This is a genomic window from Paenibacillus sp. MCAF9 (genome assembly GCF_052114265.1).
GTDB lineage: Bacteria > Bacillota > Bacilli > Paenibacillales > Paenibacillaceae > Pristimantibacillus.
In genome coordinates this window covers 157,708-171,965 of record NZ_JBFREL010000008.1, presented here as the reverse complement: position 1 = coordinate 171,965, position 14,258 = coordinate 157,708, and the positions used below count along the sequence as shown (strand labels likewise).

The 14,258-nt window shown below is 42.2% G+C and carries 12 protein-coding genes; all 12 read left to right on the top strand.

Going from position 1 to position 14,258, the window contains the following annotated elements:
* Positions 1–26: 26 nt before the first annotated feature.
* The 12 genes from mnmH (at position 27) to AB4Z45_RS16210 (ending at position 14,252) form a co-directional block, all read left to right on the top strand.
* On the top strand, positions 27–1,082 hold the full coding sequence (gene mnmH, locus AB4Z45_RS16265) for a tRNA 2-selenouridine(34) synthase MnmH (RefSeq protein ID WP_441910364.1): 1,056 nt from the start codon (positions 27–29) through the stop codon (positions 1,080–1,082).
* A gap of 53 nt (positions 1,083–1,135) precedes the next feature.
* The gene (locus tag AB4Z45_RS16260; RefSeq protein WP_441910363.1) at positions 1,136–2,257 is read left to right on the top strand and encodes a cysteine desulfurase family protein; all 1,122 of its coding nucleotides are present in this window, start codon (positions 1,136–1,138) and stop codon (positions 2,255–2,257) included.
* 122 nt (positions 2,258–2,379) lie between these two features.
* Entirely contained in the window at positions 2,380–3,366 is a 987-nt protein-coding gene (locus AB4Z45_RS16255; protein WP_441910362.1) for an aldo/keto reductase, read from the top strand.
* 84 nt (positions 3,367–3,450) lie between these two features.
* Entirely contained in the window at positions 3,451–3,840 is a 390-nt protein-coding gene (locus tag AB4Z45_RS16250; RefSeq protein ID WP_339204343.1) for a MerR family transcriptional regulator, read from the top strand.
* A gap of 133 nt (positions 3,841–3,973) precedes the next feature.
* Complete coding sequence (locus AB4Z45_RS16245; RefSeq protein ID WP_076267638.1) at positions 3,974–4,489, top strand: GNAT family N-acetyltransferase; 516 nt, start codon at positions 3,974–3,976, stop codon at positions 4,487–4,489.
* Between the two features lie 17 nt (positions 4,490–4,506).
* Complete coding sequence (locus AB4Z45_RS16240; protein WP_441910361.1) at positions 4,507–5,739, top strand: aminopeptidase; 1,233 nt, start codon at positions 4,507–4,509, stop codon at positions 5,737–5,739.
* Positions 5,740–6,150: 411 nt separating this feature from the next.
* Entirely contained in the window at positions 6,151–7,893 is a 1,743-nt protein-coding gene (locus AB4Z45_RS16235; protein ID WP_441910360.1) for a sensor histidine kinase, read from the top strand.
* Positions 7,893–9,227 carry a response regulator transcription factor gene (locus AB4Z45_RS16230; protein WP_441910359.1) on the top strand — a complete coding sequence of 445 codons (1,335 nt, stop codon included), beginning with the start codon at positions 7,893–7,895 and terminating at the stop codon, positions 9,225–9,227. The genes AB4Z45_RS16235 and AB4Z45_RS16230 overlap by 1 nt, the downstream gene beginning before the upstream one ends.
* A gap of 116 nt (positions 9,228–9,343) precedes the next feature.
* On the top strand, positions 9,344–11,071 hold the full coding sequence (locus AB4Z45_RS16225) for an extracellular solute-binding protein (protein ID WP_441910358.1): 1,728 nt from the start codon (positions 9,344–9,346) through the stop codon (positions 11,069–11,071).
* A 90-nt stretch (positions 11,072–11,161) separates the two neighbouring features.
* Positions 11,162–12,052: an ABC transporter permease gene (locus tag AB4Z45_RS16220; RefSeq protein ID WP_441910357.1), complete on the top strand. Its 891-nt coding sequence runs from the start codon at positions 11,162–11,164 to the stop codon at positions 12,050–12,052.
* Positions 12,053–12,070: 18 nt separating this feature from the next.
* Positions 12,071–12,958 carry a carbohydrate ABC transporter permease gene (locus AB4Z45_RS16215; protein ID WP_430060443.1) on the top strand — a complete coding sequence of 296 codons (888 nt, stop codon included), beginning with the start codon at positions 12,071–12,073 and terminating at the stop codon, positions 12,956–12,958.
* A gap of 31 nt (positions 12,959–12,989) precedes the next feature.
* Entirely contained in the window at positions 12,990–14,252 is a 1,263-nt protein-coding gene (locus AB4Z45_RS16210) for a Gfo/Idh/MocA family protein (RefSeq protein WP_441910356.1), read from the top strand.
* Positions 14,253–14,258: the final 6 nt, after the last annotated feature.

Genomic DNA, 14,258 nt, shown 5'->3' with positions numbered 1-14,258 from the left:
ATAAACCATTAAGGAGTCATTAAATTATGTTTCAAGACATCACAATCGAGGAATGTTCAAAGCTTCGGAAACAGGGAGAACTTGTTCTTATAGATGTAAGATCCCCATCCGAATACAATGAAGCATCAATTCCTGGCAGTCTTAACATTCCCATATTTAACGATCAAGAACGGGCTGAAATTGGAACACTCTACAAGCAAGTAAGTGTACAAGCTGCTAAAGAAAGAGGCTTGGAAATCGTATCAGCAAAGCTTCCAACGTTCATCAAAACGTTTGCTGGCATATCCGAAAATAAGGCTGTCTTTTGTTGGCGCGGTGGCATGAGAAGTAAAACAACGGCGACTGTACTATCTCTTATGGGAATTAGGGTCTATCGAATAACTGGAGGATATCGCGCATATCGTCAATATGTTGTTGAACGATTGAATGATATCTGCTACGAGCCTCAGTCATTCATCATACACGGAAATACAGGCAGTGGAAAAACCGCTATCCTGCATAAAATGAAACAAAATGGCCATCCTGTTTTGGATTTAGAAGGGCTGGCTGGTCATAGAGGGTCGATTTTTGGTGGAATAGGTTTAAAAGCGCATAATCAAAAAACGTTTGATTCGTTACTGCTTGATAATATACATGAGAATGAGAAATTTTCCTATGTATTGTTTGAAGCGGAAAGCCGCCGAATTGGCAATATTACGGTTCCGGACCTCATGATGGAGTTGAGAGCAAAAGGGCATCACATTAGCTTGGAGATGACTCTTGAAGCCCGTGTTAATCAAATCATCGAAGACTACAAGCCTTGGGAAAATATAGATGAGTGTATGAGGTCATTCCGAAAGATTAAATCCCGTATTCATACCCCTGTTGCAGCGGAAATAGAAGCATGCTTGATAAGTGAAAAGTATCATGCTGCTGTCGAGCTGCTGCTCACTTATTATTATGATCCAAGGTATTCGCATTCGACGAGCGAACATGATGAACAAATCTCTTCTATTGTGAGGGCAGCAAATACGGCTGAGGCAACGATCAAGATTGAACAGATAGTAAATTCGTTAATGGAACGAAAATCGATGGAGCAATAGCAAATGAAAGGCTGCCGCAAATGATTGCAGGCGAGGGTGCAAAGGAGAAAGCTATGAACCAGATTTATTTGGACTACAACGCAAGTACGCCAATCGCTCCAGAAGTTCTTGCAGAAATGTATCCATATCTGCAAGGAAACTACGGCAATCCTTCATCTAGTCATTGGGCGTCCGTTTCGACAAAGGAAGCTATTTTGGAGGCGCGCATAAAAGTTGCTGCTTTACTCCGTTGTTTTCCAGACGAGGTGATCTTTACTAGCGGGGGAAGCGAATCCAATAATCATGCCTTAAAGGGCGTATTCTTTGCTCATAAAGAAAAGGGTAATCATATCATTACGACAACAGTTGAGCATCCAGCCATTTTGAATCCTTGTTCATTTCTAGAGCGCTTGGGAGCAGAAGTTACCTATATAAACGTAGATGAAGCTGGCCGCATATTGCCGGAAGCTATTGAATCAGCCATTAACGAGCGAACGATTCTAATCTCGGTTATGCATGCGAATAATGAAGTTGGGACGATTCAGCCCCTCGGTGAAATAGCCGAAATAGCAAAAAAACATGGCATATTGTTCCATACGGATGCTGCACAATCCGTTGGCAAAATCCCGGTTCATGTTGATCAATTAGGTGTCGACTTGGCAACGATAGCGGGACATAAACTATATGCTCCGAAAGGAATTGGGGCATTGTATGTGCGAAGGGGAACCAAGATAGAACCCTATAGTCATGGAGCCGGTCATGAACATGGCATGCGCGCAGGAACAGAAAATGTTCCTTACATCGTTGCATTGGGAAAAGCCGCAGAAATGGCAATGCTCATGCAAGATAACAATGAAATGAGTAGATTAAGCGAGTACTTCTTAGAGCGATTGGTTGCGAAATTTGGTCATCTTATCAAGCTGAATGGTCATCCGACTAACCGATTGCCTAACACCTTGAATATAAGCTTTATAGGCTTAGATGCTAATGAAATTCTGAACAAGATTCCCAAAATCGCAGCGTCCACTGGATCAGCCTGTCATGCCGGTATGACAACAATCTCCCCAGTATTAAAAGCAATGCAGATCGATGAAACTGTGGCCCGAGGCGCTATTAGATTTAGTCTAGGAAAGTATACGAATAAGAATGATATTGATCAAGCAATTATGCTATTGGAAGAAGCCATTATCGTCTAAGCTGATGCAGGAAATGCTCTAAACACTTACTATCGTGCACAATCGCTTGACTTGGAGTTAACTCCAAGGAGTACACTACAGCTGAAGGAAACAATATCTATTTGAAAGTGAGGAACGATTAAATGGAATATGTGAAACTCGGTAATACAGGCTTGGATGTATCTCGGCTATGTCTTGGCTGTATGAGCTTTGGTGTAGCGGAGCGGTGGGTGCATCCTTGGGTACTTGATGAAGCGAGCAGCCGTCCAATCATAAAAAAAGCATTGGATTTAGGCATCAACTTTTTTGATACTGCGAACGTATATTCAGACGGAACAAGCGAAGAAATTGTGGGTCAAGCTTTAAAGGATTATGCCAATCGAGATGAAATCGTCCTGGCGACAAAGGTTCATTTTCGGATGCAGCAAGGCCCAAACGGTGCTGGTCTTTCTCGAAAGGCAATCATGAGTGAAATAGATAAGAGCCTTAAGCGACTCGGAACGGATTATGTAGACCTTTATCAAATTCATCGCTGGGATTACAATACACCCATAGAAGAAACGATGGAAGCATTACATGATGTTGTGAAGGCTGGAAAGGCAAGATACATTGGCGCTTCAGCCATGTACGCATGGCAGTTCCTAAAGGCATTGCATGTAGCTGAAAAAAATGGATGGACTCGGTTCGTATCGATGCAAAATCATTTAAATCTCATCTACCGTGAAGAAGAGAGAGAAATGCTTCCGCTTTGTAAGGAAGAAAAAATTGGCGTCATTCCTTATAGCCCGCTCGCCTCAGGTAGATTGACACGTGATTGGTCAGAAACAACGCATCGTTTCGAAACCGATCAAGTTCAAAAATCTAAATACGATGCGACTGCAAATACTGACCGATTAATTGTAGAGCGGGTTGCAGCCATTGCCGAAAGACATGGTGTTCCCCGTGCTCAGATCGCGTTAGCCTGGGTACTACATAAAGAACCAGTAACCGCACCAATTATTGGCGCTACAAAAATGTCGCATCTCGAAGATGCAGCAGCTGCAATTTCCATTAAGCTAACGCCAGAAGAAATTGCATCGCTGGAAGAGCCGTATGTTCCACATCCAGTCGTTGGGCCTATTACGATGTAATGAGTGTTTAATATAAGGAACAACAAGAACGCCCGATCGATTTTTTCGGGCGTTCTTGATCTTAAATTAGGGAGTGAAATCTGCATGTTGATAGCCGAAGCAAGCGCGAAATTTGATTTATCACCGGACACTCTCCGCTATTATGAACGGGTCGGGCTTATTCCACGGGTGAACCGGAATAAAAGCGGAATCAGGGATTATACGGAGGAAGACTGCAGATGGGTTGAATATATCAAATGCATGCGTGGTGTAGGTCTTCCTATTGAGATTTTGATTGAATATGTTGCGTTGTATCAACAGGGTGATGAAACCATCGGAGCTAGGAAAGAGCTTTTAATCGAGCAGCATAAACTGCTAGCCAAAAAAATGGAAGAGATGAAAAAAGGATTGGAACGTATGGATGATAAAATTGCAAGATATGAACAGACAATATTAAAAAAAGAAAAAATGTTAAGTAGATCTAAGACACAATAGTCCATCCCCCCTCGTTTTATTGACATTGATTCATGTAGGGCTTCACATAAATATTCGGTTAATAGAAAAATTCAGATGAATGTGATAATTTATTAATTATGACTTGCATTTGAAAAGGTGGTTTGTAAACGTTATGGAGCTCGTTTTTCCAAAGGTAGAGACTGTGGAAGAAGTCTCGGCTTTAGCGCAATTGGCATCGGAAATTTGGAATGAATATTTTGTAAGCATTATAACAAAAGAACAAATTGATTATATGGTGGATAAATTCCAATCGGATCATGCGATTACGAATCAAATTGAAAATCAAGGTTATGAATATTTTTTCATGAATATACATGGCCATAATATCGGCTACTTGGGGATAAAACAAGAAGAAGACAAGTTGTTTTTAAGCAAGTTTTATATACGCAAAGAGCATCGCGGAAAAGGTTATGCAAGTCAGGCTATGGCGTTCTTGGAAGCGATATGCAAAGATCGAGGGTTAGGTATGATATGGCTCACGGTAAATCGTTATAATGATACAACGATTGCTGTGTATGAGAAAAAAGGGTTTAAATCAGTTCGTACTCAGGTGGCTGATATAGGTAATGGTTTTGTGATGGATGATTTTATAATGGAAAAAGAAATTGGATTGGAAGAAGTCGAGTAACAAGGGGGGTTTGGTGAATGGAGAAGTTTGAGTTCATGTTGAACAAATATGCTGAATTAGTCATTAAGGTTGGTGTGAACGTTCAAGTGGGGCAAGTGCTTATCGTACATGCTCCGATTGAAACGGCTGAACTAACCCGATTAATTGTAGCAAAAGCTTATGAGGCAGGAGCCAAATATGTCATTGTAGAGTGGGATGACGATGCGATTACTCGCGTTCGGTATGAGAAGGCATCAGATGATTCCTTCGACTATTATCCACAGTGGCTTGCCGACAGTATGGTGCATTTTGCTGAAGAAGGCGGAGCTATACTGCATATTAAAGTGCCTAATCCAGAGCTGTTTCGCGGCATCGATTCTGCAAAAGTATCGGCTGCGGTCAAGTCCGCGGCTGTCGCGCGAGAAGAATATTCAAAGTATACGCGGAACAGCAAAATTAGCTGGTCGCTGATCAAGGCGCCAACTCGCGCATGGGCGGATAAAGTGTATGCCGATCTTCCGGAGGAGCAGCGTGCGGATGCGATGTGGGAAGCTATTTTCCACATGGTGCGAGTAAATACAGATGATCCTATTGCCGCTTGGCGTGAGCACATTAATCATTTGAAAACAAGCCAGGACCTTCTTAATGCGAAACGCTATAAGAGTCTGCATTATCGCGCGCCGGGAACGGATCTGCGAGTACAACTGCCTGAAGGACATATTTGGCGTGGCGGCGGCGGGGAAAATGAGAAAGGTGTTTATTTTGTTGCGAATATGCCAACTGAAGAAGTGTACACCATGCCTCATCGTACCGGTGTGAACGGCACGGTAAAAAGCACATTGCCTCTCAATTTGAACGGCAGGTTAGTTGAAGGAATCACGTTTACGTTCAAAGACGGCAAAGTGGTGGCTTATGATGCCGAATCGGGACTTGAACATTTAACTTCATTGCTCGAAACGGATGAAGGTGCATCCTATCTCGGAGAGATGGCATTAGTGCAACATGATTCGCCAATATCGAACTTGAATAGAGTATTTTATAATACAGGCATTGACGAGAATGCTTCCTGTCATTTTGCACTGGGAAGTGCTTATCCTGTCAACCTGGAAGGTGGAACGAAGCTCTCCAAAGAGGAACTACTGGAGCGAGGCGCTAACGTAAGCCTTACACATGTTGACTTCATGATTGGTTGCGCCGATCTCGATATTGATGGAGAACTGCCTGACGGCACAATCGAGCCTGTCTTTCGTCAAGGGAATTGGGCTTATTAAATGTAAATTATGGAAAAGTTACTGAGTCGTGTGCTCTTGAAGCGCTATAGAGAAAGGTTAGCATATCAATTGATGTGCTAACCTTTTTTTGTTAATTACAGTGTTACCTTAGAATAAGAGGAACCAGAAGCCCGCGCCTCTACCATGGAAAAACCCGACCATAAAAGCTCGGGTTTTTATTTGTTGTACGCCAAAAATTGGCGTGAACTATAGCATTTAAATTCAAAAGATGGCTCGCATGGTTGAACTATCTATTGCGTCTAAATAAAATCTTGGTATGATTCCTTTATGAATGTTAACGGCAAAAGCCCTCCGTTAAGAAGTTGAACAATCTGATCCGAGTCTCTGTTATTTTGGTTATATTAATTAGCATCGAGAAGTTTTCCTAGATGGTGAAGAAGGGGATATCCTATGAAATTGCAGGCTGCCGGCAAAGCGAAGTGGTTCGTCTATCAGAAAATTGTCATCGTATTTATCGTGTTTCTTGTTCCCCTCATTTCGATGAATATTTGGGTCAATTACAAGGGCATGTCGTTTTCGAAAAATACAATGCTGGATTCCGCCGAAGCGGGAGCATCCTTTTATGCGAAGCAGCTGGACAAGGAAATGTATTTTATTCGCAATCAGCAATTAGGCTTTATTAACGGTGAAGATTTGCAAAAGCTTAGCTTCAGGGGAGGAAGCCTTGGGAAATATGATGAGGTTAGACTCATTGAGCAAGTGAAGGATCGATTGAGCTTTCTTATGAATTCGAGCGAGTACGTACTTAATGCAGGCGTTTATATTGCTTCAGAGGGTAAAACCATCTCGATTTCGAATGGCGTTACCAACACGCCAAATGATGAATACGAGCTTATTTCTAAGCTTATAGGCGTTGCAATCAAGCCCTCTTTTTACCTAGATGGTGATCGGATCTTCTTTATTGAGACGGCAAATAATGATGGCATTTGGTCGTATATCGAAATCTCTAAAGTGAAGCTGCTCGAAGAGCTGCATACCATTACTACCCTTTATCAGGAGTCAGAGGTTTTGCTTGGGAGTGAGGGTTTGGGGAGTGTGTTTGCGACGACGCAAGATGAGCAAGCTATTTCTGTACAGCAGCAGCTGGTTAAATTACCTAATGAGCAAGATGACAATATGTCCAAAATGGAGAAGGTAAACGGCATCCGTTATTTTGTTATCCATAATTTTGTAAGCTCTTTAAATCTGTCATTAATTATGTATGTGAATCAGAACGAGATCACTAGATCATTAAGCCAGTTTTATACGCTGTATTATCTGCTGTTCAGCATTACCATTATCATTCTTTTGCTTTATTCATTCTCCGTTAACGTCATGATCCATCGCCCATTGTCCAATCTAGGCAAGGCGTTTCGTATGATAGAAACAGATAATCTGAACTTAGTTATCGAATCTAAGACAAAGGATGAATTTCATTATTTATTTCAAAGCTTTAATCGGATGGCACATCGCTTGAAGGTTTCCATAAAGGAAAACTATGAACAAAAGATAGCGCTGCAGCACTCGGAATTAAAGCAGCTGCAATCTCAAATTAACCCTCATTTTTTATACAACAGCTTTTTTAACATTTATATGATGTGTAAAGTAGGCGATTCGGATAGTGCGGCAGAGCTCTCCCAAAAGCTGGGAAGCTATTATCAATACATTACAAGAAGCGGTTCTGATGAAGTGCTGCTTAATAAGGAATTTCAGCATGCGCTCGATTATTGCGAGATTCAATGTATTCGCTTTTCCAACCGTATTTCGTATGAATACACGGAGATTTCAGATCAATTGCATACCGTTTACGTTCCAAGACTTATCATTCAGCCGATCGTAGAGAATGTATTTGATCATGCCTTTGAAGATGGTACGATGAACGGAGTTGTCTATATTGGAGCCAGTTATCAAGATGATATCGTACGCATCACCGTAGAGGACAACGGCAGTTTATTAACAGATGATAAAATGGAGCAGTTGCAGGAGCAGCTTGCAGTCAAAACGAAGCAGATTGAGAAAACGGGATTAATTAACGTCAGCAATCGGCTAAAATTAATTTATGGAACGGACAGCGGCTTATTTGTCTCCCGAAGCCAATACGGCGGATTAAAAGTGGAGCTTATCATACATCTTGAGAATAAGGGGGCACAATAATGTACCGATTGTTAATAGTAGATGACGAGCCTGTCATTGTGAATGGCCTAGTGCAGCTTTTTCAGGGAAACAAAGACTTTGAGCTGGATATATGCAAAGCCTATTCCTCTGGTGAGGCGCTTGAAATAGCAAAAAAAACGAAACTGGATATTTTGATCAGCGATATTCGTATGCCTCAGAAGAATGGCCTGCAATTGGTCGATGAGATGGTATATTATTGGCCCGCATGCCGAGTCATTTTTCTTACAGGGTATAGCGAATTTGATTACGTATACGAAGCGTTAAAGAAAAACGTAGAAAACTATATTTTGAAAACAGAAGGCATTGAGCCTATTTTCCAAGCGGTAAAAGAGGTAATAGGCAAGCTGGAAGAAGAGAAAAGCGTTAAGCTGCAGCAGGAGAAGGCGCAAAGGCATATTCAAATCGCCGAACCTTATCTCAAAAAAGAAATGATGGAAGCTATGCTTGGCGGAGAGCCGCTTCCTTCTCTATTGACGGAGTCCATTTATGCAGAAGTGGAATTTGGCATTGCTGCTGAGCGCCCCGCATTCTTCCTGGTAGGACAAGTGGATCGGCTTGAGGTTCAAAATTTAAAGGTGCTGGAATCGGTGCAGAGGATTTTTGACAATCATTTGCCGGCTTCCATAGCGAGAGAGAAAGCTATCTACAATGGCAGCTCACTTCTATGGATTCTTCAAGCGGATGAGGAATTATTGGGACGTTTTCTAGGGAATCAGCCAGATGAGAATACGAAGGAGCAAGGCATCGCATCCTATATGAAAGGCATTCTTGAGCTTGTACAGAATGAATGCGTTGAGGTTCTCTCGGCTTCGGTTTCATTCGGCATTTCTGGAAATTTGTTAGGAAAGTGGAATACGCTCCATCATCAGGTGGAAGCTGTTCGTGCAATGATTCAGAAAAGAGCGGCATTTGGCCAAAAAATGGTTATTGTTGATTACGAAAAATCGAATGCTTGTGAAACCGATATGAGCGGAGAGATGAAGCAAGAAGAATTTAAACAATTGCTTATCGAACAAATTCATCAATATGTTCATAACAATCTGTCCAAGGATGTGTCTCTAACGGCTATTGCGGACGAGGTGCATTTTAATCCATCCTATTTGTCTCGCTATTATAAGCAGATCACAGGACATAATCTATTAGAGTACATTCAATCTACAAAAATGACCGTTGCCATCGATCTGATGATGAATACTTCCTTGAAATTAAATGAAATTGCGAGTAAGGCGGGTTTTGACTCGGCTTCGTATTTTACGACTTTTTTCAAAAAAATGACGGGTCTTTCACCTCAAGAGTATCGAAATTCGCAATAAGTAAAAAATTCAAAAGCGATGTAAAAAAAGTGAAATTGAAACCGCTTTCCCTCTCGAAATATAATAAACACAGGGATCAGGGCTACTAACATTATCAAAAGGGGGAAGTGTTCCATATGAAAAATTATAAAACAATGAAGATGATTTTGTTGTTATCGCTGTCTGCTTCAGCCATTACAGCATGCTCCAGCCAAGGAAATGACAAAGGAAACACATCCACATCTAAACCGTCAACAGAGAACAACCAGACTGAAGCCACTCCGCCAGATCCATTCGGTAAATACGCTGAACCGGTTACGGTTACAGAAGTGCTTGGATTTAATCCGCCTGAGGATTCAAGAACGCCAAAAGGAATTACACCAGATCAGAATGCTTACTTTAAAGATTTAAAAGAGATGATGAACATTGAAGTGAAATATAAATGGACCGTGCCTTCCAGCCAATTTGAACAAAAGTTCTCACTTGCGATGGCATCGGGCGACCTGCCTGATATTTTGGAGCTGGACCCGAAAAACTTCGAGAAGCTGAAAAAGCAAGATATGCTCGCTGATCTGACAGAAGCATATGAGCAATATGCATCGCCAACACTTAAGAAATATATGGAATCGGATGGCGGCTTTGCAATGAAGACTTATAACGCAGACGGCAAACAGCTGGCCATTCCAGCTTTTGAAGATCCATTCCTATCCACGCAATTGCTTTGGATTCGGAAGGATTGGCTGGATAATTTGAACTTGCAAGCGCCTACGACAATCGATGAGCTGGAGAAGGTTGCAGAAGCATTTGTGAAAAACGATCCGGATCAAAACAAGCAAAATGATACTTATGGTATTTCATTGCAGAAAACGTTGTTTTTCTGGGGCTTTGATGTAAGAGGATTATTTAACGGATTCGGAGCTTACCCATCCATTGGTGATGCTCAGACGGCTTGGATCAAAAATGGTGAAGATAAACTAATACCGGGTCTTATTCAACCTGAGGTGAAGACGGCGCTTAGCAAGCTGCAGTCTTGGTACCAAAATGGCATTCTCAATAAAGAGTTTGCGCTGAAGGATGAGAACAAAGCAGTAGAAGATCTTACTTCGGGCAAGGTAGGTATTTCCTACGGAGAATGGTGGTACCCGAACTGGCCGCTTAATTTAAATATTGACAAAGATCCGAAGGCTGAATGGATTGCTGTTCAAATTCCAGGGCTGGACGGTCCAGCAAAATCACTCGTTCCGAAAATTCGCGCTGGCAAGGTTTTCGCTGTAAACAAAAAAGCGAAAAATCCAGAAGCTGCAATTAAAATGATCAACTTTTATATCGAAATGGGCAACAAGCAATATTTAGAGAAAAACAAAGCCGAGAATGGTTATGTATACAACTGGTTTAATCCACGTATCTACAACCCGGCTCAAATTGAAACCATCTATACAGAAGTGAACAAAGCGCTCGACGCTAAACAAACTGAAATTACGCTGGATGACGAGAACTACAAGAATGTAGCGGATGTATTCAAAGCAGGAACTGATTTCCTCGCAGGCAATACAAAGGATGCTTCCAAAGGCGTCAACTGGGGCCAATATTACAGCCGTGCAGCAAAAGATGGCGGCTGGGGAACGACGCGTAAAATTAAAGAAAGCGGAGCGTTTGTAAACAATGAATTCTACGGCCTTCCTACAAAAACACAAGTAGAGAAGGGCGCTCAGCTGGATAAGCTCATGCAGGAATCCTTTACAAAAATCATTATGGGCGCTTCCATTGATGAATTTGATAAGTTCGTTGCAAGCTGGAAATCGCTAGGCGGCGATGATATTACAGCAGAAGTTAATGCATGGTACGGCGAGCAAGCGAAAAATTAAATCTTAAATCAATCAAAAGCGGGAGAGACGAGTCGAGGAGTCGACAACTCCTCCCGCTTTAAAATTAGCAGCTGGTTAGGAGGGTCATCTATGAGAACGCTGAAAAAAGAATATGTACTACATTTGATGTTACTGCCCGGTGTTATCGCTACTTTGATCTATGCATACGGTCCTATGGCTGGCCTAGTGATGGCTTTTCAACAATTTGAACCATTATCCGGTTTTTTTAAATCTGAATTCGTAGGCTTTGACAATTTCCGTTACGTATTTGCGTTGCCGGATTTTGGTCAAGTGCTTTGGAATACGATCATTATTGCGATTTTCAAAATGATCCTGTTTTTGCTTGTTCCTCTTATTCTTGCGTTATTGCTAAATGAAGTGACAAGAAAATGGTTCTCACGTTTCATTCAATCTGCCATCTTCCTTCCGTTCTTTCTGTCATGGACCGTGCTTGGCGGAGTCGTCATTGAATTGTTCTCGCTGAGCGGACCTGTTAATGGCTTGTTAACCGAAATGGGATTTCAGCCGATTATGTTTATGCTCGACAATGACTGGTTCCGAGGCATTGTCATTGGATCAGATGTGTGGAAAGGCATGGGCTACAATATGATTGTTATGCTCGCTGCCATTGTGGGCATCAATGCAACGCTATATGAAGCAGCAGAGGTTGATGGAGCAGGCAAGTGGAAGCAAGTGATGCACATTACGCTTCCAGGCATTTCCCCCATACTCATTTTGCTAGGCGTATTAAGCTTAGGCGGAATTCTAAATGCTGGCTTCGAACAAATTCTAATTATGTATAACCCGACCGTTTATGAAGGCGCAGATATCATTGATACATTCGTTTATCGACTAGGGATGTTCAGCCAGCAATTCGGACCGGCAGCGGCAATCGGCCTTTTTAAATCGGTCATTTCATTAGGGTTAGTATCCATTACCTACTATGCGGCTTATAAACTTAACAACTACAGAATATTCTAGAACGGAGGTAATACAGTGATACACAAACCATCAATCAGTAGAAAGCTTTTTGTCGTGTTCAATACGTTGTTGTTAACAGCGATCACGCTGCTTGGCATTATCCCGTTTATTCATTTACTCTCCATCTCACTTAGCTCGAATACGGCTGCGATGGCAGGAGAAGTTAAGCTTTGGCCTGTCGGCTTCTCTTTGGATGCCTATCAATACTTGGGGGAGAAGGTTGAGTTCTTCCGATCATTATGGGTATCCGTACAGCGGGTCGTGCTTGGGACGGCTGTTAATATGCTGCTTGTATTTATTACCGCTTTTCCGCTTGCGAAATCTAATCATCAGTTTAAATTTAGAACTCCTTATGTATGGTTCTTTGCGATAACGATGTTTTTCGGCGGCGGGTTGATTCCTACGTATATCATTGTCAAAGATACAGGCATCATTGATTCGATTTGGGCGCTCGTTTTGCCGGGTGCTTTGAATGTATGGAATATGGTGCTCATGTTGAATTTCTTCAGATCCATTCCTAGAGAACTGGATGAGGCAGCGACAATTGACGGTGCGGGACACTGGCGTGTGCTTTGGCAAATTTATTTGCCTGTATCGCTTCCTTCGATTGCAACGATTGGCTTGTTCACGATTGTTGGGCATTGGAACTCTTGGTTTGATGGCATTCTTTACTTGAATTCACCAGAAAAGTACCCATTGCAAACGTATCTGTCTACATTAATTATGTCGATTAATGCCCAAATGTCTTCCATGTCTATTGAGCAGCTTAAAGTGATGGACAACTTAAGCGAGAAGACACTTCGAAATGCGCAAATCTTTATGGGTGCTTTGCCCATTATGCTCGTATATCCGTTTCTGCAAAAGTATTTTGTTAAAGGCATGACCGTAGGAAGCGTCAAGGAATAGATAGACTTACAACATCGAGGAGAGATTAATTATGAAAAAAGTAACGGTTGCCATAATTGGAGCGGGCTTGCGGGGTGTCAACTATTTGGAATATGCTCTTGCTCATCCCAATGAGCTGCAAGTTGTAGCTGTTGCAGAGCCGGTTGCAGAGCGCAGGGAGAGCTTCCAAGCTAGACATAACATTGCAGATAATATGTGTTTTGAGAACTGGGATGATTTTTTCGCTATGCCAAAACTAGCCGATGCCGTACTCATCTGCACGCAAGATAAACAGCATTTCGATCCGACAATGAAAGCACTTGAGGCAGGTTATCATGTGCTGCTTGAGAAGCCGATGTCTCCCGATGCCAAAGAATGTTTGCTTATGGGAGAAAAGGCGTCTCAGTTAAATCGAGTGTTTTCGATATGTCATGTGCTTCGTTATACGAATTTCTTCTCTACCATTAAAGAATTATTAGAAAAAGAAACAATTGGTAAATTAATGTCTATCACGCATAATGAAAATGTAGGGTTCTGGCATCAAGCGCATAGCTTCGTAAGAGGAAATTGGAGCCGGAAAGAGGATTCCAGTCCAATGATTCTAGCGAAGTCCTGTCATGATCTGGACATCTTGCTCTGGTTGGCTGGTTCGGAATGTGTTCGTGTATCCTCCTTTGGCTCACTTTCACACTTTACATCTGATCAAGCGCCGGCAGGAGCACCGTTACGCTGCTTGGACGGGTGTCCAGTGGCAGACGAATGTCTCTACTACGCGCCTAATTACTATTTAACAGAGGATACCAATTGGCCAACTTCGGCAATTAGTAATGATCTGAGCTATAGTGCGCGTTATAAGGCGCTTGAGGAAGGACCTTACGGCAGATGCGTCTATCATTGTGACAACGATGTTGTTGACCACCAGGTTGTGAATTTGGAGTTTGCGAATTCCGTCACTGCAGCATTTACGATGAGCGCATTTACTAGAGATGTCAGCCGCACAATCAAGCTTATGGGAACCAAAGGTGAAATCCGCGGCGCCATGGAGAAAAATGAAATTGAAGTGATCCATTTTGGCAGCGGCAAGATTGAGAGAATCTCATTTGAAGACATGGGAGGTCATGTTGGCCACGGCGGCGGTGATATGGGTTTACTCAAGGATTTCTTAAAGCTGGTAAGAGAAGATGGCAAGAGTGAGGGGCTTACCTCGGCAAGTCAATCCGTTCAAAGCCATTTAATGGCCTTCGCGGCGGAGCAATCAAGAGTGGATGGAAACAGCATCAATCTCAAAGATTTTGCAGAAAGCATTCTAATTTAAAGAGGT